We start from the raw sequence: 22,934 nt of genomic DNA, 5'->3' as shown, positions 1-22,934 counted from the left end.
ATAAATTAATTTATTGACATCTGTAACAGTCGCCAACAAAGATTAAAGTCTATACTTGACTGGAATCTCTGCAATCAACAAACATCAGTGTATTTATCCTGAGAAGATAATCAGGAATTGTCAGAAAAAAATCACCCAAAAAGGGTTGTTATCTGTCATTATTTGAAAAGTTGATAAATAACCAAAAACTCAAGTGATACATAAGTATTTTTAATATTTATTTAGTAAAGTTTACATGTTATTTGGGGAACCCTATTTGAAGAACAAAAAAAGATGCGTTCATCCGAATGCATAGGTTAACGCACTTCGTAGCAGGTAACTTTATGCCCTCAACTTTAATGATTCCAGGTTATGAGATTTTAGAAGTGATTGATGAAGCTGAAAGCACTACCGTTTGTAGAGCCAAGTCACAAAAAACTAATCAACCTGTGATCTTAAAAGTCCTAAAAGCAGAATATTCAAGCTTAGAGCAGATTTCGCGGATAAAACATGAATATCAAACCACTAAAAATCTGAATTTAGAAGGAGTCGTTAGGGTTTACGAATTGGAAACCTTGCACAATTATCTTGTGCTAGTGGCTGAAGATTTTGGTGGTATTAGTCTGAAAAAGTTTATCTCTAAATATCGTAATTTACCGATTGAAACATTTCTGGCGATCGCTTTACAAATTACAAAAGCGTTAATTTCTTTACATACTAATAAAATTATTCATAAAGATATCAAACCTAGCAACATTATTATCAATCCAGAGACAAGGGAAGTAAAAATTACAGATTTTAGTATTGCAATACGTTTGACTCAGCAAACAACTCAATTCAATACTCAAGTAGTCAACTCTAGTCAGTTGGAAGGTACTTTAGCTTATATGTCCCCAGAACAAACTGGACGGATGAATAGATGTATTGATTACCGCACTGACTTTTATTCTTTAGGCGTGACTTTTTATGAGCTTTTAACAGGTAAACTACCATTTAGTAGTGAAGAGGCTTTAGAAGTCGTATACGGGCATATTGCTAAGGTTCCCATTCCAGTTCAACAATTAAATGAAATAATTCCGAATCCTATTGCTGCAATTACTGCTAAATTGATGGCAAAGAATGTCGAAGATAGATATCAATGTGCGTCTGGTTTATTGGTAGATTTACAACAATGTTTGGAAGAGTATCAAGCCAAAGGAAGTATATCAGATTTTGTGCCCGGAGAACGCGATCGCTTGAGCCAATTAAATATACCCCAAAAGCTCTATGGGCGGGAAGTGGAAACACAAAAACTATCACAAGCATTTGCACGGGTGAGTCAAGGTAGCTGTGAACTGGTGCAAATTAGTGGTGATTCGGGAGTTGGCAAATCTTTACTAGTAAATGAGGTTTTCTCCAAACTTACCCATCAACGTGGCTATTTTGCCTGTGGCAAATGCAAACAATTCCAAGATGATATTTGTCTTGCCGCACCTTTACAAATATTACGAAACCTGATTAGACAAATATTGACAGATAGTCAGGATAAATTAGCTTTATGGAAAGAAAAGTTGCTACAAAGTTTTCATGGAAATGTCCAAGTAATTATAGATGCAATTCCCGAATTAGAATTATTAATTGGTAAGCAAGAGGTTTTGCCTCAATTGATTCCTCAGGAGGAATTAAATCGCTACATAAATACCGTCATCAATGGAATTCGAGTTTTTGCGAGTTCAGAATATCCCTTAGTTATATTTTTAGAGAATATACAATGGAGCGATACAGCATCTTTGCAATTTTTACGACTATTAACTAGTGATGCCAACAGTCGTTACATTTTAATAATTACCTCATATCAAAATCAGAAAGTTAATTCTACTCATGCTTGGATGCAGACGGTAGAAGCAATTGTCGCGACAGGAAAAATCAGAGTAGAGTCTATTTCCCTCAATTCATTGGCAATTCACCAGGTACAGGAAATGATTGCCGAAACTCTCAATAATTCCGTAGAAAATATTACTCCTTTAGCGAAAATACTATTTGAGAAAACCCAAGGTCATCCTTTTTTCTTGACGCAGTTGCTGAAGTCATTACATGCAGATAAAATCTTATATTTTGATTATCAAAAAGATACTTGGCTATGGGATTTAAAGCAAATTCAAGAGCAAAGTGTCAGTGATAATGTTGTAGAATTGATGATTGATAAATTACAAAAATTATCTCCATCAACACAGCAGACATTACAATTGGCAGCATGTGTTGGTAATCAGTTTGATTTACATACCCTGGCAACGGTAAGTAGTAATACTACTGAACAAGCAATGCAAGATATCTGGGATGCATTACAGCTAAATTTGATTGTGCCATTGAATCAAGACTATCGTTTATTTCGCCACAACCAAATCGACACTCAGTTAACAGATATTAACTATCAAAAAAACGTTAACACAAAATTTAGATTTCAGTGCGATCGCATTCAACAAGCTACATACGATTTAATTCCCCAGTCGCGTAAACAAAAAAATCATTGGGAAATAGGTGAATTATTATTAAAAAATATTGTTGATGAAGATTTAGAATCTCATATTTTTGAGCTTGTAAATCATTTGAATGCTGGTTTAGAGATGCTTTCAACAGATGATGAAACGACTGAAAGTACAAAGCTGGAAATCGCTAGACTCAATTTAATTGCTGGGCGGAAAGCTAAGGCGATCGCAGCATATAATATGGCTTTAAAATATCTAGATATTGGTATCTCATTAGTAGATGATACTATTTGGCAAAGTGATTATAAATTAGTTTTTTCATTGTATGAAACTGCCACAGAAGCTGCTTATTTATGTGCTGAGTATGACTTAGTAGAAATATTTTCGGCGCAAGTAATTGCTAATGCCAAAATACCACTAGAGACAGTTAAAGTTTACGAAATTATTATCCAAGCAAGTACAGCACAAAATAAACCTCTGCAAGCAGTAAGAATAGCAAGACAAGCCGTACAGAAATTTGGTGTTATTTTACCAGAGCAAGTAACTACAGATGATATTAATCAATATCTACAAGTAATTGCCAAGCAACTTGCTTGTGAAGCTCAAGGTAAAAAGATTGAAGATTTAGCTAATCTTCCAAAAATGGAGAATCCTAACCATTTAGCAGTTATACAACTATTATCCGGTGTTATTTTATCTGCATATATTAGTGATTCCATGCTTGCACATTTAATTACATTAAAGCAAGTAGAACTATTGATTAAATTTGGGAATGCGCCCTCTGCTGCTTTTTGCTATGCCTGTTATGGCATGTTATTAATAACTATTCGACAAGATATTGAAACAGCAGACAAATTTGGAAAATTAGCTCTAGCTTTAGCTGCAAAAACTGATTCCCATGTGATAAAATCAATGACTTACTATGTTGTTGGTGCATTTATCAACCACGGTAAAACCCATATTAAAGATTCCCTACCGATTTTTCAGAATGGATATCAAGCTGGACTTGAAGGTGGAAATTCAGAATTTATTGGCTACTGTATTCGAGAGATTTGCCACTATTTATATTTAATGGGTACTGAATTAACAGTAGTAGCACAAAAACTTGATTATATTCCTCAAGTGTTGGCAAACTTAAATCAAGCCAGAACATTATATAATTATCAAATAATTTGGCAAGTCGTACAAAATTGGCTAGATAAATCTGAAAATCCCTGCATTCTACAGGGTGAAGCTTGTGATGAAAATAAATTATTACCAATTTTGCAGTCAGCTAATGAAATCGAAGGATTATTTCATTTTTATCTGAATAAACTAATTCTCTGCTATGCTTTCTATGACTATAAACAAGCATTAGAAATGGCAAATCAGACCAGAAAATATTTAACTGGAGGTCTGAGTTTTTCTAGTGTTCCTGTATTTTACTTTTACGATTCACTGGCAATTTTAGCTAACTACCAACAAGATAATAGTGAGATTGAATATTTACTAGCTCAAGTCAGTGAGAACCAAATAATATTACAAAAATGGGCAGAAAATGCCCCAATGAATTATCAGCATAAATATGACTTAATTGTAGCCGAAAAATGCCGTGTTCTCGGACATAAATATCAAGCAATGGATTATTATGACAGAGCGATCGCTCTTGCCCAAGAAAATGGTTATATTCAAGATGTTGCACTTGCAAACGAGCGTGCAGGTCAATTTTATCTGGCATTAAGTAAACCGAAAATTGCCCAAGCTTATATCTGGGAAGCTTATAATCGCTACATGCATTGGGGTGCAAAAGCTAAAATTAATCAATTAGAGAAAATCTATCCTCAAATAATTCAGAGAGAGCTAGAAAAAGGAAAACGTCAATCTCAATCGACTTTAACAAATACCAAAGGTAGCACAACCACAAGTCAACAAGTCTTGGATTTAACAACAGTAATTAAAGCCTCACAAGCAATTTCTAGTGAAATTGTTTTGGACAAATTACTATATAATCTACTACATATTATTTTAGAAAATTCCTCTGCTCAAAAAGGTTGTATTATTTTAGAACGTGAAGGTCAACTATTTATTGAAGCTATCGATAATGATGATAATCGGCATGACATCCAATTAAAAACGCAGAAAGTTGATAGTAGCGAATACGTGCCGATCGCAGCGATTAATTACGTTCTCAGAACTCATCAATCTTTAGTTTTAGGTAATGCTAACCAAGAAGGAATTGTGCAGACTGATTCCTATATAGTCCGCCAGCAAACAAAATCTTTATTATGTGCGCCAATTGTATATCAAGGTAAATTTGTTGGTATTGTTTACCTCGAAAATAACCTAGTCACTAATGCATTTACGAAAGATAGATTACAAATTATTCAAGTTTTAACCTCTCAAGCCGCGACTGCAATTGAGAATGCGAAACTATTTGCCAGAGAACAAGAGAAATCACAACAACTAACTAGATATTTAGCGCAATTAGCACAACAAGAAGAACAATATCGCGGTATTTTTGAAAATACAATTGATGGCTTAACAGTTTGCGATTTAGAAACAGGTCAGTTCATCGCAGTCAATCAAGCCACAATTCAAATGTATGGATATACAAACGAAGAATGGCTCAACCTCCAGCCTAAAGATTTTATTCATCCCGATTATCTGCACTGTTTTGGTGAATTTATTGAAACAGTCAAAAGTGGTAAAGAATTTTTCCGTGAAGTAGTTACTATTACTAAAGATGGGAGCCTATTAGATGTTGAAGTCAAAGCTAATGGTATCCAATATAACGGCAAACTTCATGCATTATCAGTAACTCGAGATATAACCGATCGCAAACGGGCTGAAAACTTCCTCAAACAGGAAAGAAAAAATTTAGAAATTGCCCTCGACAAACTGCAACGTACCCAATCACAACTAGTGCAGACAGAAAAAATTTCCCAACTAGGACAACTAGTGGCAGGTGTTGCCCATGAAGTCAATAACCCTGTCGGTTTTATTAATGGGAATCTTGCCCATGCTAAACAATACGTCGAAGACTTAATTAATCTCGTTAATTTATATCAAGAAAAATTTTCTGAACCTGGTATTGAAATCACCGCAGAAATAGAAAACATTGATTTAGACTTCTTAAAACAAGACCTGCTAAAAATGATTTCCTCGATGAAATTAGGTACAGACAGGATTCGCGATATCATGCGATCGCTACGCAATTTTTCTCGTGCGGATGCTAGCGAAAAACATCTAGTTAATATTCACGAAAACATTGATACAACCTTAATTGTCCTATCTCACCGGATTAAACATAAACCCGAACGACCTGCAATTCAAATTATCAAAGAATACGGAGATATTCCCCTATTAAAATGTTTTTCCGGTCAAATTAATCAAGTGTTGATGAATTTACTGGCAAATGCAATTGACGCATTAGATGAAGCAAATGTAGGAAAAACTTACCAGGAAATTGAAAAAAATCCCAACATTATCAAAATTACAACTTCCGTAACCGATAATTTCTTAACACTACGAATCGCTGATAATGGTTCAGGAATGACAGAAGCAGTATGTCAAAAACTATTTGCAGCTTTCTTTACAACCAAACCCGAAGGTAAAGGTACAGGATTAGGTTTATCAATTAGCTATCAAATAATTGTCGAAGCACATGGTGGCAAACTAGAGTGTTTTTCTTCCCCTGGAAATGGGGCAGAGTTTGTTATACAACTACCAATTTAAAGAGTGAGGGATGCGGGGACAGGAATAATCAATCTAGAACTTGTCTCTCCCTGTCTCCCCCTCCACATCTTCCTCCCATAACTACTGTTTTTTAGTAGCAGTTGTAGAAGACTTAGTAGATTTTTTGGTAGAAGCTTTAGTAGTCGATTTTGTGCTGGTACTTTTCGACTTACTTGCAGTCTTACGAGTTGATTTACCACTCGATGACTTGCTAGCTAACAACTCCAGCGCAATTTCCAGAGTTACATCCTCCACTGTACTACCTTCAGGAATACTGACGTTGGTCTTACCATATTTTATGTAAGGTCCGTAGGGACCGTCATAAATATTAATGGGTTGCTCATCATCAGGATGCACCCCTAATTCACGTAAAGCAGCTTTCGATTTACTACTGGCCCGTCCCTTCTTCGGTTCGGAGAGTATTTCCAAAGCCCTTTCCAAAGTCACCGTCAAGACATTATCACTTGCCTTGAGTGATCGATAATCTTTGCCATCCTTACCTTGATCGTGAACAATATAGGGACCAAACCTACCCAAACTAGCTTGAATTTTGGCACCAGTTTCCGGATGCATCCCTAAAGTCCGAGGTAATGCCAACAAACCCACAGCCATTTCCAGGGTTGCGGTTTCTGGAGTTACACCCTTGGGCAAAGAAACTTGCTTCGGCTTTGGATTTTCCTCTGTTTTGTCCCCCAACTGCACATAGGGACCATAAGCGCCAATCTTGATATATATTGGTTCTCCAGTTTCCGGATGGCGACCTAGTTCGTCGGGTCCTTCGGTTTTTTGACGAATAATGGTTTGGATTTTCTCCAAATCGAGGTCAGCAGGGGTCAGGTCTCTGGGAATTGAGGCAGTGACAGAAGTTTCACCATTACTAGCTTCAATATAGGCACCAAATTTACCAATCCGGACTTTGACATCAGGAATATTTAATTCCACCGTCCGCGCTGCGTCTTTGTCAATTTTGCTGTCTTGCTCTCTGACTAGGGTTTCTAGCCCCTTGTCACCCATATAAAAGTCTCGCAAATAGGGCAACCATTGCGCTTCCCCCGCAGCAATATCATCCAGGGTTTGCTCCATTTTGGAGGTAAAACTGGGGTCTACGATGTCGGGGAAATGTTTTTCCAGCAAGTCTGTGACTGCAAATGCTGTAAACGTAGGCACAAGAGCATTATTGGTTAGCTGTGCATAACCCTTGTCAATAATAGTACCGATAATACTCGCGTAGGTACTTGGTCGCCCAATCCCTTCACTTTCCAGAGTTTTCACCAGACTTGCTTCCGTATATCTCGCTGGTGGTTGAGTTTCATGCTTGATGTTTTCTAACTCAGTACATTCGGGTTGATCACCAATTTTGAGGTTCGGCAGGATCACCTCCATATTCTCCAAGGCTGCGTCGGGATCATCAGAACCTTCGACATATGCGCGGAGATAGCCCTCAAAATCGATCCGCTTCCCAGAAGAACGAAAACCAGCATCCTCAACTTGTAATTGGATTGTGATTTGCGTTTGCCGCGAATCAGCCATTTGACAAGCAACGGTGCGTTTCCAAATAAGATCGTAAAGTTTAAATTCGCGATCGCTCGGATTTAAACCGGTTTCTTGGGGGGTACGGAAGGTATTACCTGCGGGACGGATAGCTTCGTGTGCTTCCTGTGCCCCCTTAGATTTCGTTGTGTATTGACGGGGGCTAGGGCTGAGATATTCCTTGCCATAAAGCTTTTCTACACAGTCGCGAGCAGCAACAACAGCTTGCTCAGACAAATGTACCGAGTCAGTACGCATGTACGTGATATAACCTTGCTCGTACAAACTTTGAGCAATCCGCATGGTATCCCGTGCCGAAAAGCGAAGTTTGCGGTTGGCTTCCTGCTGCAAGGTGGAAGTTGTAAATGGTGGATAGGGCTTGCGGGTGACGGGACGTTCTTCTAAATCCGTCACCGACCAAGCTTTACCCACTAGTTTTGTTCTTAAAGCTTCGGCTTGGGCTTCGTTGAGCAAGACGACATTGCGTCCAGCAGCTATTTGTCCGGTGGTGGAGTCAAAATCGCTGCCTGTGGCAACTTTCTTGCCCGCAACACTGACTAAAACAGCGCTAAAGCCAGTTTTAGTATGTAACAAACTAGCTTTTAAATCCCAAAATGCGCCCGTGCGAAATGCGCGTCGCTGTCGTTCTTTTGTCACCAAAAGTCTTACTGCAACCGACTGGACACGACCAGCCGAAAGCCCAAAGGAAATTTTTTTCCACAGGAGGGGTGAGAGGGTATAACCGACAAGTCGATCCAAAATGCGCCGAGTTTCTTGGGCACGAACCACCTTTTCATCGATGGTGCGGCAATTTTTCAAGGCTTTTTGAATCGCTTCTTTGGTAATCTCGTGAAACACCATCCGCTTGGTGGGAATTTTGGGATTGAGCAACTGGTACAAATGCCAACTGATGCTTTCTCCTTCTCGGTCTTCGTCAGTCGCCAATATCAGTTCAGTGACACCTTTGAGAGCGTCTTTGAGTTGGCTGACGATTTTCTTTTTGTCCTTGGGGATGACATACAGAGGTTCAAAGTCGGCATCTACATTCACCCCGAGTTGTGCCCATTTTTCTGCTTTGACTGCGGTGGGAATTTCGCTAGCCGACTGTGGCAGGTCACGCACATGACCCATTGATGCTTCTACCTTATATCCTGCCGGAAGGTAGTTGCGAATGGTACGAGCTTTGGTCGGAGATTCAACGATGACGAGGGTTGACATGGAAATTTCAAAAAAAAAAAGAAAAGCTGCTAGGCTAAACAGTCAAGGGCTGGTGACACGCGGGTGTGAATTCCAGCTATTTCAATCTTTAACTTATATTTTGCTAATTTGGCGAGTGTTATTGGCAAATCATGCCTGAAGTATAGTAGACCAGTAGTTTATCTTTATTTTGCGCTTATTTAATTTTTATTCATTCTGCCAAAACCGCAAGGGACTTGCGAGTCAAGGCAAGTAGGGCTTTTACCCATACCCCAGTTTGGAGATTCAGGATAACACTTATAAAAATCCCATCAAATCCAGGCTGTCATTCTACTGCAATATTTTGGAAGTCAGACAAATAATAGTCAATTTTTTATTTGAATTTTGATTTGCAAATTTTTGAGGTGACGAAAATAATTGGAGCGATCGCCTATATTCAACAATATCCCTAAGCAAGCTTTTTACCATTTTTATCGATCCTAGCGACCAATCCATCAACAAAAATCAATATTAACCATCAGTAAAATATTATACTTAGGAAAAACCTATCCTCAATTACGGAATTCCAGATGTCAGAAGGCAGACTAGCAGCTAATTGAAGTTGTGTTAGGATATGTTTGGAGAAGTAAATTCGGCGGTACAGTTCTTGTTTTTATACCAATTAGCAAGCGGCTCTCCGGATAAACGTCTCTGCATCATTGGATTCTGGAGAGTTTCATTTCATGTCAATCTACGTAGGTAACCTATCCTACAGCGTCACACAAGACGACTTAACAAAGGTTTTTTCTGAATATGGCACCGTCACAAGGGTGCAATTGCCAACCGACCGGGAGACAGGTCGTGCTCGCGGTTTTGGTTTTGTCGAAATGGAAAGTGATACTGCTGAGTCTGCCGCCATTGAAGCACTGGATGGTGCGGAATGGATGGGTCGGGCACTGAAAGTTAACAAAGCAAGACCGAAAGAAGACAGGGGCAGTCGCTCTGGCGGCGGTAATTGGAATAAAGGTGGTGATGACGGCTATTCAAGACGGTTTTAATAGCTTGTTTTTAAAATCTTGAGTATGTTGATACAGCAAAGCTGAAGTTGTCTTGTCAAAAAGACATAAAAGGAATATTTGCTAATCACTATTTAATATTATGTTTAATGGCAGATGAGTAGTTTACTAGTCTGCTTTTTTATATTGGGAAATTATATCAGGTTGCCTAAATAATGACGATAAAGCCGACGCGGAGATTGGGAGATAGGGGGCGTGGAGACAAATTAATAATGACTGATTAGCCGGACTTGTAGGAGTCTGAGCGGTTTAGGTTTATGAAAAGCTTCTCAGCATTTTCTCTTTCACCCCGTTTGGTTTTGCTACCTCTATTTTCTTTCTTTTATCGATGTAATCGCTCACCTCCTGATTTTAAAAAAACTACACCCGTCATACCATTTCACGAAAAATCTGATACAGATGTAAATCCTGAAAGCTTTGCTGCATCTAAGTTTTTTAATTGCGTTAGCGAAGCTCTTCCGAAGGAAGCATTGCGACTTGCGAATTGTGAATTGGTATCAGCTCGCTATCTAGCAGTTCTTTCCTTGGTTAAACTATCGATCGCATCACCAAGAGCAGTAGTGAGACTTTTACGTGTTTGAGAATGGTTCTCTTGCTCTGTTTTCAAAGCAATTAACAAGCGATCGCGTTCTTTGGTGACTGTGATAAGTTTTGTTTGTAATTCTTGCAGTGACTCGATTTGGGAAATTTCTGTTTGAATGGCAGCATTAGTATCTCCATCTGGAAGCACTGTTTCATCAATACCTTTGATTTTCTTGATTTCGGCTTTTAGGGTTGCAACTTCCTGTTGTAATAATTGCGAATCACTGCGACGTTGTTCGGATTCGGTGTTGTAGAGTTTACGCCATTTTTCCGCACTCTCCCAGGCTTCATCACGCCCTGTCATCGCTTCTGCGACTTGTTGTTTTAGCGCTTGAATCTCCGTTAACCATTGTTGTGTTAAATCTTCACTCATAAAATTGGCTCTCATAAATCATTAAATAAGCACTGGGAATATTTTTGTGTAGACTCAATATTGTCGAGACTAAATCTAAATCTGTATATAGACTACAGGTGAGAAGGTGAAAGGGGAAGAGTTACTGTGGAAGGGTGTCATTTTTCCCTCAGCACTACCCTAATAATGTATTATTCAACACATTGAATCTATAACAGTACAAAAAACCGGCTCCACGAGGAAGTCGGTTTCTTTGAATTATTTTTGAATTAACATTCCGCAAATTAAGCAGACTAGTTAGATTAACTTAATTACACCAATTTCAAATCAGCATATTCAGCTAGCAAATCATCAGAAGTGAGTGTATCTCCTTCAGCTTGCGGAGTCCACAAAACTTCGATCGCGAGTAATTTATCGCTGGGAATGCTACCAATTTGACGCAATGCTTGACGCAAATCATCAGCGCTGTTAATTGCGGGAATATCGTATTTACCGAGAGTTGCTGCTAAAAGTGTAACAATAATATACTCCCCTGGTCCCTCAGTAATTAGAGTTGTGGGATTATCGATTTCATCACCAGGTAAAGCAGCTTGATTCTCAATATTGCCTTTGAGTTGGTTGTTAACGTTCGACAGTGTTTCTTCAGTAAACTTACTGCGTTCAGCTAAAGACAAACGGTTAAATTCGCTTTCGGCAGAAGTGAGTCTCGCTTGCTGTGTACCGCCACCTGCATATACCCAATATTCGGGGTGACGAAGTAGTGCCAAACTAGCTTCTTGCAAGACTTCTGCACGTCCTGCTGTGCTATCAGTATCAGCAGTTTCCGCAATGCGATCGAGTTCTTGTTGTAACCCCCGTGCGCTTGCCAACATCCCAACTTGTAAACGAGTCACCGATACAGTGGGGTTAGGGGTATAAGCTTCTTCGTAACTGTCACCGCTACCAGCACGACGAAAACTTTGGAGGAGGAAATTAGCAACGGCAAAAAATATCAAAATGCCAAATAAGCTACCAAATCCACCAAATCCCCATAAGGGAAGTAGGAATGGAAAACCAAATCCACCACCATACCCACCACCATATCCACCACCAGGTGCATAGGTTCGTGGGGCGCTGTAAGGACGGCTAGAAGATGGCATCCGGAAGGAGCCACCACCAATTCTACCTCCACTGCGGGCTGCTAGCGCTCCATCAGCATGACCAAATGCCAAGCCGAAGACAAGACATATAAGGAACAGCGATTTTAGTAAGGCTTTAAAAGGATGTTTGATAGTCTGTTGTAGTCTTTTACGCATAACGCATTCCTGAAAAATTTCTTGGTTATATCTCCCAATCGTATAGGAGTGTTGCGCTTGCTTGTTAACGCCAGCTTTTGATGAGTAACCACAAGTCAGTAAGGCTCTGAGCTACCTTCTATAATTTACCGCTTCTTTACAGGTGAGGACAGCAAACTCTAGGCGGATTTCTGAGGGGATAACCGTACTGGAGAAGGGGTAGAGAGATGATGATTCTAGAAAATTAATTAAAGATTAAATTTCTCTATAATTTCATTAGGGTAATAAGTGCGATCGCAATTCTTCAGCAATATTTAGATTACATAATATTAATCTGGATATGAAAATCCGATCGCAGTATGTGAAGTATTAAGAATAGAGACTTTTGTCATCATAATTAGTGGTTATACAATGTATTTTGTGAGAGAGAAGTTACAGGATGCATCCCTATTTAGCAATCGCAAATTATCTTTGCGAAGTAAGATAATATACTTAGTCCTGGGAATTTTATTATGTGTACTAGTTTATTCGGCTTTTGTCAGAAGCCCTGTTAATACTTTAGTCGGATTAATTTTATTTTTATTGGGTTTATTTTTGCTGATTCAAGGCAATATTGCAGAGAAGAGAAGAAATAAATTAGCAATTATAAATTCTCATGAAAATGTAGAATTAATCAATACAAAAATAATAGATAGAAAAGATGGTAATTTGAGCGTGACTATTTTCAGTAGAAGTAGCGAGAAACATTATATTTATATAGGGAATTTTCAAATTCAAATGAGTAGCGATATTTCTCTAACATTGGATGAATTGAGTGATGTGTTTCATCGGATGATAGCTATAGCCGAAAATCCTGTAGAAGCAATTAACAAATTTGCTCAAGAATTGCAACAAGAATTAAGAAATAAACCAGAAATTAAACTATATTTTGATATTGACACAGATAGTAACGTGCAAAGTTTAGTTAATAAAATTATTAAACTTTTGCTTGCTCCTAAATTTTATCCAATTAGGAAAATAGATAATACTGGTGATTTAGTACGTGTAGAATATCTTGAGGATGACGAAGAACTTGAGAGTATTGTTATTTACAAAGGGTATAAAATTCACCTGCACAAAAATCAAAATAATCGCTGGCATTATCGTATCCAAAACAGAGAACTATTATTTTTGGAATTAAACAGAAAATGGCGACGTTATTCTCGAAAAGAAAATGCGATCGCACGAGCGAAAAAACAAATTAAAGAAGATATCTTTAAAAATTGGGAAACTAGTATGGATAGTTAGGAGGAGCCCATAATATCAGCCATATTTTGACTTTAAACTTGCGGTAAGTTTACTACTTAATTTCTTTATTCTCTATTAACTTCTTAAACTCACAATCTGTTTGAAGTGGAAGAAATCCTATCTCCATTTTTGCCCATTCTTGACATTGTTCATTCAACTGGATTGCTTTGCTTAGTTCTGTAAGTGCATATTCTCTTTCATGAGCTAAAGCATGTAAAACTGAACGCTCATAAAAGGTTGTAGCTTGTTCGATAAGCTGATTATGCCTATTCCCCCAGAGCTTATGATTCTCATCATTAACCTTTTGAATTGCTATCTTACGATCTTCTAATATAGTTTTATCATGTTCCTGTTTTTCAGTCTCGGAAAATGTTTCAACACGTAATAGTTTTTCATTCGCATATGCACGACAAGCCCACATTCTAAAAGATGTACTTCCAAGCTTTATTGCTTTATCATAATGAATTATTGCGTTGGAATAGTTTCCAAGTCGAAGATAAGCATTTCCAAGCTTTTGCTGAATCTCATAGTCATCAACACCATCTTCAGAAGCTATTTCTGATGCGCGCTCATATTTTTCAATAGCTTTATTAAAGTTATCAGAACCACCTAATTTGCATAACACATCACCCAATCTATATAAACTCTGATATTGGCGAGGATTAATTCTTATAGCTTCTTCATACTTTTGAATTGCCTCTTCATCTTTTCCTAGTTTAGTAAGTGAATCACCTAAGCTATGAAAAACCCATGCCTGTCCTGAGCTGGTATTATCAGGATTAAACTTTAGAGATTCTTCATAACTATTTATTGCTTCAATATCTTTATTCTCACTAGCATACAAAAGCCCTTTTTTATAATGGGTTTCCGCTATCCAATTTTCAGGTGCTTTAATTTTGAGAGCTTCATCATATTTCTCATGTGCTTCTTTGGATTTATTGACTAATCTTGCTAGTGCATCTCCCTGAGAGTGTATAGCCCAATAATAATCTTTACTAATTTCCAATGCATCTTCATATTCGCGAATTGCTTGTTTATATTGACCTATAGCAGACCAAGCATTACCCTTTTTGCATAAAACTTCAGCCAAAAAATTACGATCTACTCCTCTTAATAATTTTTCTTGCCTGGAAAATATCTCAAAAGCCTCTTTGTAGATATCTATTGCTTTCTTGAAATACTGTATTGCTTTTTCTCTTTCATTTTCATCATGATTTGAATCTGAATTTATCAGTTTATATCTACCTATTAGAAACAACACATCTCCTAATTTGACATTAAAACTTGCTGGTAAAGCTGTTAATTTAAAGCTTTCCTTAAACTTTTCAAGAATATCTGGGTAATTCTCAATTGTTTGGAGTGATTCTGTAGAGATAGGGGAAAATCTAGAATCAGAAAGAACCTTAATATCTTCTATTGAAACCACAAGTCCCAAAAGACCAGATGTATTCTCCATCAGCTTTACTGATTCAGCACGAAACTCAGATTTTATATCCTCTTTAGATTTGATAAACTCTTTTGTCATTTGCTCTTTCATAAAGTAATCTACCCAGAATTTGAGTGCAAAACCAGCCAGAGTACCTAGTAAAGCTAAAATACCTAAAAATCGACCTAGCGAATCTGAAACTTCTTCTTGAACAATGTCATGAACTGTATTACTGTGTTGGAGAAACTCTTCAATTTCCTTTTTTTCCTCGTTAGTTAAGCTTGAAATAGGAGATGCCGAGGTACTTGCGATACCAGTAGAAAGAAATCCAATAGAAAGAAGAGTAATTAAAAACCTAGTTAAAAATTTTTTGGACAATAATATACGACTAGTACAAGATGGAAATTTTCTGAACATCACAGTCAACCTCCAAAAACGCTAAATATCATAATTTACAGTGCTTTTCAGGTAAATGAAGTACAACAATAGGGGCGAATAGTCTTTCGCTTCTACAATACATGTACCTCACAAAGCCAGAATCTACTGTATCCCTGTTTTGTCACTCTCGGAAAACAATAATCTCAGGCTGATTCTGAGACTTTGATTTCATCAAGGTTTGAGCCTTTATTTTCTAACAGAAACTAAAATTTATAGACAAAACGTGGAAATTAAAGCCCTGTAACTGTTTGGGCGATTAGATTCTCCCAATCTGACAAAAGAGGGGTATTTATTTATAGTTAATATTAGAGTAAACTTACCTATGTTTTAGTTTTCATTTCAATAATAATCATAAAGATTTTTGTAATAAGATTAGATTTTTTGGATAATGATATTAATTTCTGTAAATAAATATAACAATATACAGGGTGAAGCTGTAATAGAGAATGAATTTGTTAGATGAAAGTTAATTTACTAATTTACTAACAAGCAAGATTGGATACTGTTAGAGGACGCAGTAAGAAAACATCTAAAATGTACCTCTAATTACACGCAATGACGAGAATCCTGTATTACCTCAATAATTATCAAAAAAGGTAAAAGCCAAAACTTTAACTTTTACCTGTATCACTTTAACTAATCACATCAGCTTCCTTTTCCAATGGTTTCTGCGGTTCCACTGGTTCCTTAAACGCTAACCTCAACAATGGTGGAGCAATAAACGTTGTCAAAATCACCATCATAATAATTGCGGCTTGCAATGGTTTATCCAAAACACCACTGGCAGAACCAATCCCCGCAAACACCAAACCAACCTCACCACGGGGAATCATCCCCACACCAATCGCCACCCGATTAATTCCCGGTTGTCCAAATACTGCCCAACCTGTGACGAGTTTACCGATAATTGCGATCGCAATCAAAAATGTGGCAATAAATAATCCTTCCCGGTTGCTAGGAATTGCCGGATTCAGGACACTGAGGTCAACTTTTGCGCCAACTGTAACAAAGAATACAGGAACTAAAACATCAGCGATCGGTTTTACTTGCTCGTCGAGTTCTTTACGTTTGTCGGTTTCATCAAGTACCAAACCCGCAGCAAACGCACCCAAAATGGCTTCTAAATGAATGGCGTTACCAATAAAAGCCATAAAAAAGGCAAATACTAATGCGGGAATAATTATATTACCTCGCGTTTGCAACTTATCGGCAATCCCCACAAAGGATTTATTAAAGAACTTTCCGAGTAATATCGAACCAATCAAAAATGTGGTGGCGCTGACAATCAAGTAGATAACGTTGGCAATATCAACTTCACCTGTTTTTGCCAAACTCGCAACTACTGCTAACACAATGATTCCGAGAATGTCGTCAATTACCGCAGCACCAACAATAATTTGACCTTCACGGGATTTGAGTTGACCAATTTCCGAAAGCACTTTGGAGGTAATCCCAATACTTGTGGCTGTCAGTGCTGCACCTGCAAAAATGGCTGGAATCGCGGGAAAATGGAAGAAATAAATTAACCCAACTGTACCCGCAACAAAGGGAACTGCCACACCCACACAAGCTACAACTGTTGCTTGATATCCAACTTTTGTTAATTCTTTTAAATCTGATTCTAAACCAATTTCAAACAGGAGAATTATCACCCCAATTTCCGCTAAAACGGAAACAACTTCACTTTGAGCTTCAAAAATTGAGGTTGCCGCATCGGGAGTCAGATTGCTAATGAATTGCAAAATTCCCATAATTACAGAGTTGGAAGCTTCGGCACCACCTTCAGGAAATACCAAAAGATGTAAAGCGGAAGCACCAACGATGACACCAGCGACTAATTCACCTAAAACTGGTGGTAAGTCTAGTTTCCGAGAAACTTCCCCACCGATTTTACTGGCAATATAAACAACAATTAAGCTCAGTAATACTCCGGTGAGAACAATAGGACTATATTCAGATGGGGTAGCTGTTGCCAGTAAAGATTGGGAAATCAGCTTTGATACAGGGGTAAGGATATTTACTGGGTTTAAAAAAGTCATCTTCTATTTCTGTGGCATGAATTGTTTGGGAATGTAGAGACTAAGCTGATGTGCGGCTAAATTGTATAAGGCGAAAACGTCAAATTACTGTAGTGCGGGCAAGATGCCCGCGTCTAATATACAAATTAAATGCGCCACAGCTTACAACAATTTTCGGTACATTATTTCCTGGAAATCTCCTTAGATTAAGTTCTTGGATCAAATACTTCCTGGCTGGGTAGAATAGCCAAAGGAATCGTCTTGTGAACCATATTCCGAAGATGTGGAAACATTCGCATAACTGGGATTAACCATTGTCAATGCTTGTTTCAAAGCTTCAGCACGTTCGGTAAATACGTTCTCTTGGGGTACGATTTGGAAAATTCCTAATTTCTCAAAACGCTTCTTAACTTTAGCCGCAGTCATAATTATTAAGACTTGACGACCACTTTCTGCTGTTTCCTTGATGACATTCTCTAATGCTAGAGCAGCAGTGACACCTACCTTGGAGACATCACTCAAATCCATAATTAACACATCGCTATCTGCCATTGCTGTATGTTCCCGTGCGATCGCTTTGGATACACCGAATATCATGGAACCGCTCAAGTAAAATAGTAATACGCGACCATTTGCTAATTCAAACAAGCGTTTTTCTTCCGGTGTCAGCACAATTGCATTGTCTGCATCAGTGATGGTTTTAACTTCTTGACCTTGCAATTCCGATAACGTTTCGATTGTCAAGATATTGGCAATGAATACACCAACACCAACTGCCACAATCAAATCGACAAATACCGTCAGCAACAACACACCATACATAATGATGGAACCCTTGAGCGATACTTTGTGCGATCGCTTCAAGAAACTCCAGTCGAGAATATCAATACCAACTTTCAGTGCAATCCCCGCAAGTACAGCCATCGGGATGGGTTGAGTTAACTTTGCTGCACCCAAAACCACAACTAGCAAAACCAACGCACGAGTCAAACCAGAAACCGCAGTTTTTGCCCCAGTTTGAATATTGACAACTGTTCCCATTGTGGCACCTGCACCAGGTAAACCACCGCATAAACCAGAAACCACGTTAGCAATACCTTGACCAATTAACTCTTTATTTGATTTGTGTTCGGTACGGGTCAAACTATCAGCAACTACCGCAGTTAGCAGGGTATCAATACATCCCAATAAACCTAACATGACACCGTCAAGCAACATGACTGTGACTTGACCAGGTGTAAATGTGGGCATTTGAATCGTCGGTAAACCAACGGGAATCTCACCAATTCTTCTAATGCTTTCAACATTACTAAACACAGTTAAAGAAACCACTGTACCCACAATCAAAGCAACGAGTTGAGGTGGTACAATGCGTTTGATTTTGGCTGGCATGAAGAAAATAATTGCCAGTGTTAGTAGCCCTAATGTTAGCTCCGCAGGATTAATATTTGATAACAAATTGGGCAGATTTTGTACCATTCCCAACACCCCACCTTTGGGGTTTGCCTGTCCGACGAAGGGAGCAATTTGCAGAATAATCAGAATGACTCCGATACCCGACATAAAGCCGGAAATAACGCTGTAAGGCATCAAGGTAATATATTTACCCAATTTAAGGATGCCGAACAGAATTTGGAATATCCCAGCTAACATGACAACAGTAAAAGCCATTGCCAAACCATTTTCTGGGTTAGTTGCTGTGAGAGAAGCAATGATAGTAGTAATGACTACCGTCATCGGTCCAGTTGGTTCAGAAATCAGCGTTGGAGTCCCACCAAATAAGGCAGCAAAAAAGCCAACGCAGACTGCACCATAAAGACCGGCAACTGCACCAGCCCCGGAAGCAACACCGAAAGCTAATGCCAGTGGCAGAGAAACAATTGCGGCAGTTACACCACCGAAGATATCACCGCGTAAATTGCGGAAATGGATTTTGTTGGTTATTCCCATTGCTCGAAAAAATTAATAATGTTGGCTGCTTGAATTAGATATTTGCAAATGTACTTGGCGGCAAATCTTTGATTTATTGACTTCAGCAAAATTGATTGAGTTAATATTTGCTGATAATTTGTATTCAAAAATTACTAAATCACTATCTTTTTGTCATTTTGTCATCACAAATGCTTGGGAACAATTCCAAGGGAAGATTAAAATTTTTCAGTTTTGTTATTTAATCCACTTAGTTTTTGCGATCGCCAAGATTTTAAAAGTAGCTTCAAAGTTACTTTGGTGATTTTTTGTAGTCTGAAATAACTTGATTAAATTAGTGAGACATTACTCCTTAAAATGTAGATACTATTTTTAGGTAATGTAAGAAAGTACAAGGAACAAAAATTTACTCCTTGCACATATGTTGTCCTGATGGATTGCATCATTAATTGTCAATTCCCAAAAGAACAAATCAATTAATTACAGCAATTAAAAAGCTCTCTAGCTAGTTTTAGTATCACTAGACACGAGAATTAATTCGATAATTTATAGCTTACAGCTTTTCTTGTCTCAGTGGTCAATCTGGGAATAATAAATATAAAACAAATATTAAATATCTTCCATAGTATTTAATCTATATATGCTTTTAAATTACTCGTAAATTATTTATAATATAAAGGAAATTTATAGCAAAAGAAATTGCCCTCCTCATCTCACGTGAATTCAATGAAACTGAACCCAATATCTTCTCTGATGGCAGGAGATAGGTCATATTTTAAATGAATAGGGATGCGATATTTATTGCATCCCTACTTTTTAGGAAAATTTAGGAATATTTTAGGAAGATTTAGGATATTTCATCCAAGTCAACCCATTCATCATAGGATGAGTCGTAACCCACATACTGTACAAAGTATTGCTGACCTTGGGCTTTACCAATAATTGCCGAAAACCAATCTTCTTCATCTTCATCCCAAACCTTGACTTTTTGACCGATCGCATATCCATTTTCGTCGATAGAATTGCGATCGCGAATGCGGATATCTTCTTCATCAACCCATTCATCATTAGATGAACCTTGACCAACATAACTGACGAAGAATTGTTGAGCAGCAATTTTCTCAATCGTTGCTCGATACCAATCTTCTTCTTCACTGTCCCAGACTTCTATTGTTTGTCCTACTGCATACTTATCACTATCTGAGTTTGCAGCAGAAGCATTGCTAGCAAGAGTATCATGTGTGGGTTTTGGCGCTGCGGCTATTTCTGCTTTCACTAAAGTGTGAGCTTGCAAAATCAAATGCCGAGCTACGGTTTGAATTCCCGTATGTTCATAATAATTAGTGGTTTGGTCTAGGAATGCAGCGACAAAATCTAAGTTATCGTCAGCAAATTGAATAAAATTACCGAGATGACTAGAAATAGATTGGGGTGTTACGCCCGTCTTGGTAACTAAATTACCCATCCAACCTTGCACCGAGTTAAAACCCTGAGTAATAAAACCCAGTTTGTCGTTGGCGTTGTCACCTGGGAGAGTGCTGCTGACGGTTGAAAAGAGGGGATTTTGAGTAATTGCACTTGTATCTGCACTAGTGATAATTGCTTGGATTTTACCCAAAAAGTCGGGACCTAAGGGCAAAATTCCATCTATGCAAACCAAAGCTACCATCCGCATTAAGGACTCATTTTGGTAGTGGCTGCCCAGAGCATTGACAAACGCTTGGGGATTAGGTTGGGGAATCCCATTGAGTTTGGAGAAAGCAATAATTTCGATCGCAATTTTCAGAACTAGATCGATGGTTTGGGTGACATCTGCCTTGGGAGTGATGTTATTTAAGAAAGACAGAAAAGCGATTTTTTCGCCCACTTTGCTCGCTAAAGCTGCCGTTGCCATTACCATATCTGCCTTATCAATGGTTTGATACAGTTTGATGGCTGCTTGATAACCCTGTTGGGAGTCATTATATAAAGTTGTCGCGCGATCGCGAATTTTCTGAATTACATTCGCATCAGTTTCTCCCGTAATTGCCCGGATACTATTGTCAAACCCTAGCAAATTATTCCACTCACCAGGTGCTACAAAATCGAGAGCCTTTAAGACTTTAACGGTAATATTATCATTAGGTAACTCGTCAACCAGTTGAATAATGGATTTATCCATAGCCAATTCTCAAAACCTCAAATGGTGGTTGTTTTCACAGGGTTCAGCTATCCCTGAGAAGTAACACAAAGCTTTAACTGAACCATATTGGTAGAATTCCCAAATTTGACAGCTAAGTAACTTTTTTTCAGTTGATTTAAGAATTATTACGTATCGCTGTTGTGTGAATATATATTTTCTAGAGTAAATGCTGCGGCGATCGCGATCGAAGCTCTTGCTAAAATTCTGCTGCCAATGTCCTTAATACTGAATTTTTGAGATTAACTGACTTAGAATTCTGACAACTAGGGATTACTGGGCTGGGTTTGAGTTTCAGTCTGTGCTTCAGGTTGGGTTTGTGGTTGACTTTGCGGTAAGCTTGTTTTCAATTCCTCAGCAATTAATTGTCTAATTATTTCCCGCAATTCTTCCGTTTTCACTTGAGGTTGTAATGGGGGTAAAGCCTTTTTCAACTCCTCGGAAATTACCTGTCTAACTATTTCTTGTAATTCTTGAGTTTTAACTTGTGGTTCTGGGTTTTTTTTCTGTTGAGAATCTTCTGCGGGACGTTGGCATAGTTCTTCTATTTCTGGTTGACTATATTCATCAACTTCTATAGAAGATTTATGATATGTGAAGCTATCTCTTGATAAAAAAGTAGCAATACTTCTTAGTCCATAATGCTCAACTCCATTTTGGTAATAGTATTCATACACTTTTTTCTGTTGATTAAATTTACCATCAAGTCTTATCTTTTGAGATTCATAATACTTCATACACTCGAAATCTAAATTGGTATTAGCTTGTGCCTTATGTGCAGAGAAGCCAATTAAAAGTCCTGCGATCGCAATAGTTTTTACAATAGAATTGTTCATCTTATCCTTCCACAATTACTTGTTCATCCGTTATTACTGTTTAGAATTAGGTTGGAAGTCGAATTATTATGCAGACCAAACTAAAAAAAGGTTAAAAAATTAGCGATAGCACAGGTGGGGTATACTTTATTTGTTTGAGGAATGCTATAAACTAACCTGATTTCGGGTTAAGCCAGAAGCTAAAAAGCTGATTCTGTAAGGATTGAGTAAAACTCTAAGTGATGTAAGAAGCGATTAAAGTGGAATCATTTTGTCAACAAGGCTTACAAATGAGGCTAATATCAACAATATGCCTTATTGAGAATAGATTGAAACAGAGCTTCAGACGGAACAATGAGAAATCAAGGGTTTTGAGGATTTCTTATCCCGAACTCAGGTTAAACTATGCTTTCATATACCTGAATAGTTATCTAACTACGTTTGCGCTTCTCTTGGAAAATTATATAAGTGAATATAACAATTGACGAAAAATGAATAAAAATTTGAAACGTGATTTCAGATTCTGATAAATGGGAATAGGAATAAGGTGATGTAGTCGGATATTTATTCACTAGAAAATAAGCTGCCTGAATCAAACGTACTACCAAAAAAAGAATAAATCCTATATAAAAATCTACTACATTACGAAATCTCAAGACTTTATAGCCCATGAATAGCATACAGACACCTAATA

Annotated in this window: 11 protein-coding genes; 3 read left to right on the top strand and 8 right to left on the bottom strand. The window is 37.9% G+C overall.

Annotated features, from left to right (window positions below):
• Positions 1-323 precede the first annotated feature (323 nt).
• Complete coding sequence (locus tag VB733_RS00420; RefSeq protein ID WP_323338148.1) at positions 324-6,158, top strand: protein kinase domain-containing protein; 5,835 nt, start codon at positions 324-326, stop codon at positions 6,156-6,158.
• An 81-nt stretch (positions 6,159-6,239) separates the two neighbouring features.
• Here the strand turns inward: VB733_RS00420 and topA are convergent, their stop codons facing one another.
• Positions 6,240-8,906, bottom strand: coding sequence for a type I DNA topoisomerase (gene topA / locus VB733_RS00415; protein ID WP_323338147.1), 2,667 nt, complete (start codon positions 8,904-8,906; stop codon positions 6,240-6,242).
• 701 nt (positions 8,907-9,607) lie between these two features.
• Between topA and VB733_RS00410 the strand changes: the two genes are divergently transcribed.
• Complete coding sequence (locus tag VB733_RS00410) at positions 9,608-9,922, top strand: RNA-binding protein (protein ID WP_323338146.1); 315 nt, start codon at positions 9,608-9,610, stop codon at positions 9,920-9,922.
• A 523-nt stretch (positions 9,923-10,445) separates the two neighbouring features.
• On the opposite strand, the gene VB733_RS00405 is transcribed toward VB733_RS00410, so the two are convergent.
• Both VB733_RS00405 and VB733_RS00400 read right to left on the bottom strand, forming a co-directional pair.
• A complete protein-coding gene (locus tag VB733_RS00405; protein WP_323338145.1) occupies positions 10,446-10,895 on the bottom strand; it encodes a hypothetical protein in 450 nt (149 codons plus the stop codon).
• 290 nt (positions 10,896-11,185) lie between these two features.
• Positions 11,186-12,169 (bottom strand): DUF1517 domain-containing protein, encoded by a 984-nt coding sequence (locus VB733_RS00400; protein ID WP_323338144.1) that lies wholly within the window; start codon positions 12,167-12,169, stop codon positions 11,186-11,188.
• A gap of 573 nt (positions 12,170-12,742) precedes the next feature.
• Here VB733_RS00400 and VB733_RS00395 point away from each other — a divergent pair.
• Complete coding sequence (locus VB733_RS00395) at positions 12,743-13,435, top strand: hypothetical protein (RefSeq protein ID WP_323338143.1); 693 nt, start codon at positions 12,743-12,745, stop codon at positions 13,433-13,435.
• A 52-nt stretch (positions 13,436-13,487) separates the two neighbouring features.
• Here VB733_RS00395 and VB733_RS00390 read toward each other — a convergent pair whose 3' ends face one another.
• From VB733_RS00390 to VB733_RS00370, 5 genes are all read right to left on the bottom strand, one after another.
• On the bottom strand, positions 13,488-15,278 hold the full coding sequence (locus tag VB733_RS00390) for a tetratricopeptide repeat protein (RefSeq protein ID WP_323338142.1): 1,791 nt from the start codon (positions 15,276-15,278) through the stop codon (positions 13,488-13,490).
• Between the two features lie 653 nt (positions 15,279-15,931).
• Entirely contained in the window at positions 15,932-17,338 is a 1,407-nt protein-coding gene (locus VB733_RS00385; protein WP_323338141.1) for a cation:proton antiporter, read from the bottom strand.
• 198 nt (positions 17,339-17,536) lie between these two features.
• Positions 17,537-19,267, bottom strand: coding sequence for a SulP family inorganic anion transporter (locus VB733_RS00380; protein ID WP_323338140.1), 1,731 nt, complete (start codon positions 19,265-19,267; stop codon positions 17,537-17,539).
• Between the two features lie 826 nt (positions 19,268-20,093).
• Complete coding sequence (locus VB733_RS00375) at positions 20,094-21,407, bottom strand: agenet domain-containing protein (RefSeq protein ID WP_323338139.1); 1,314 nt, start codon at positions 21,405-21,407, stop codon at positions 20,094-20,096.
• 284 nt (positions 21,408-21,691) lie between these two features.
• Positions 21,692-22,261 carry a hypothetical protein gene (locus tag VB733_RS00370; RefSeq protein WP_323338138.1) on the bottom strand — a complete coding sequence of 190 codons (570 nt, stop codon included), beginning with the start codon at positions 22,259-22,261 and terminating at the stop codon, positions 21,692-21,694.
• Between the last annotated feature and the right edge of the window lie 673 nt (positions 22,262-22,934).

The organism is Calothrix sp. UHCC 0171 (genome assembly GCF_034931845.1).
GTDB lineage: Bacteria > Cyanobacteriota > Cyanobacteriia > Cyanobacteriales > Nostocaceae > Brunnivagina.
Note: the sequence above shows the minus strand (reverse complement) of the source record. Positions and strands in the feature narration are given on the sequence as shown.

Bases quoted from the DNA above. Each gene is read 5' to 3' on its own strand.
- topA (WP_323338147.1), bottom strand. From the start codon at position 8,906: ATGTCAACCCTCGTCATCGTTGAATCTCCGACCAAAGCTCGTACCATT.
- VB733_RS00405 (WP_323338145.1), bottom strand. From the start codon at position 10,895: ATGAGTGAAGATTTAACACAACAATGGTTAACGGAGATTCAAGCGCTA.
- VB733_RS00390 (WP_323338142.1), bottom strand. From the start codon at position 15,278: ATGTTCAGAAAATTTCCATCTTGTACTAGTCGTATATTATTGTCCAAA.
- VB733_RS00420 (WP_323338148.1), top strand. From the start codon at position 324: ATGCCCTCAACTTTAATGATTCCAGGTTATGAGATTTTAGAAGTGATT.
- VB733_RS00400 (WP_323338144.1), bottom strand. From the start codon at position 12,169: ATGCGTAAAAGACTACAACAGACTATCAAACATCCTTTTAAAGCCTTA.
- VB733_RS00385 (WP_323338141.1), bottom strand. From the start codon at position 17,338: ATGACTTTTTTAAACCCAGTAAATATCCTTACCCCTGTATCAAAGCTG.
- VB733_RS00375 (WP_323338139.1), bottom strand. From the start codon at position 21,407: ATGGATAAATCCATTATTCAACTGGTTGACGAGTTACCTAATGATAAT.
- VB733_RS00380 (WP_323338140.1), bottom strand. From the start codon at position 19,267: ATGGGAATAACCAACAAAATCCATTTCCGCAATTTACGCGGTGATATC.
- VB733_RS00410 (WP_323338146.1), top strand. From the start codon at position 9,608: ATGTCAATCTACGTAGGTAACCTATCCTACAGCGTCACACAAGACGAC.
- VB733_RS00370 (WP_323338138.1), bottom strand. From the start codon at position 22,261: ATGAACAATTCTATTGTAAAAACTATTGCGATCGCAGGACTTTTAATT.